Origin of the sequence: Vibrio sp. 10N.222.48.A3, assembly GCF_041475345.1 — a bacterium.
GTDB lineage: Bacteria > Pseudomonadota > Gammaproteobacteria > Enterobacterales > Vibrionaceae > Vibrio > Vibrio tasmaniensis_A.
The window spans coordinates 1-790 of the sequence record NZ_JBFRVX010001551.1 but is presented as its reverse complement, the minus strand read 5'-3'; the positions used below and the strand labels follow the sequence as shown (position 1 = coordinate 790).

The 790-nt window shown below is 31.5% G+C and carries 1 protein-coding gene; it reads right to left on the bottom strand.

Annotation, left to right across the window (positions count from 1 at the left end; translation table 11 throughout):
• Positions 1-160: 160 nt before the first annotated feature.
• A partial coding sequence (locus AB4653_RS27680) for an AAA family ATPase (protein ID WP_372105846.1) occupies positions 161-790 on the bottom strand: 630 nt, incomplete at its 5' end.

The following is a 790-nucleotide window of genomic DNA, read 5'->3' as shown; positions in this document are numbered from 1 at the left end:
GTATGGGCACACATAGTTCTGTTCAACCTTGTAATGATTTTTTATGGACAATTTAATGTCTTTAAATTCATCATCCCCCCAGTCAGTTCCGTTTTTTTTATCACGCTTAATAAAATTATCAACTAACTCTAACTCACCTTTCGTGTATGTTACTGGGTTATCAATCTTCATTAATCTCCTCCATAACTCTTTCAATTGTTGTAATAAGAGAATGAACAGGGTCTTCGCATGAAACTTGAGACTTTAAAGATGTAATCAATTTAATTCTTTCAAAAAGCTCAAAATTTAGTGGCGTAAATTTAGAAAGAGTATTAAGAATATCAAGACTCTCACTAACCAAATATTCATTCTTAAATCCCGGTGATTTAAATAGAGTTGCTAATTGATAGTCTGATGAATAACTTGTTGACTTTGAAGAATCAATCAACATATTTTCATCCAAATTTAATATAAAGCAGTTATCACTAGATAGTTTTGAAACTAAAAGGGGTGAGTGTGTTGCGATCACAAAATGACAACCAGAATACAATGAAAATAGATCATTAATTAATGGAATAAATTCTTCTTGCCACTCTGGATGTAGGCTTATTTCTGGTTCATCTATACATATTAATGAGTTGTTTTCTATTTGACTCGCAATGCCAAGTAACATCATAGCCAAACACTGCTCTCCTGAACTAGCATCAATAAAATCAACAAACTTCCGGTTATCATTGGCTTGAGATAGTTTTAAACTTGATACAGAAAATACCCCACTTTTTGATAATACTTGAATAGCTTTTACATAATC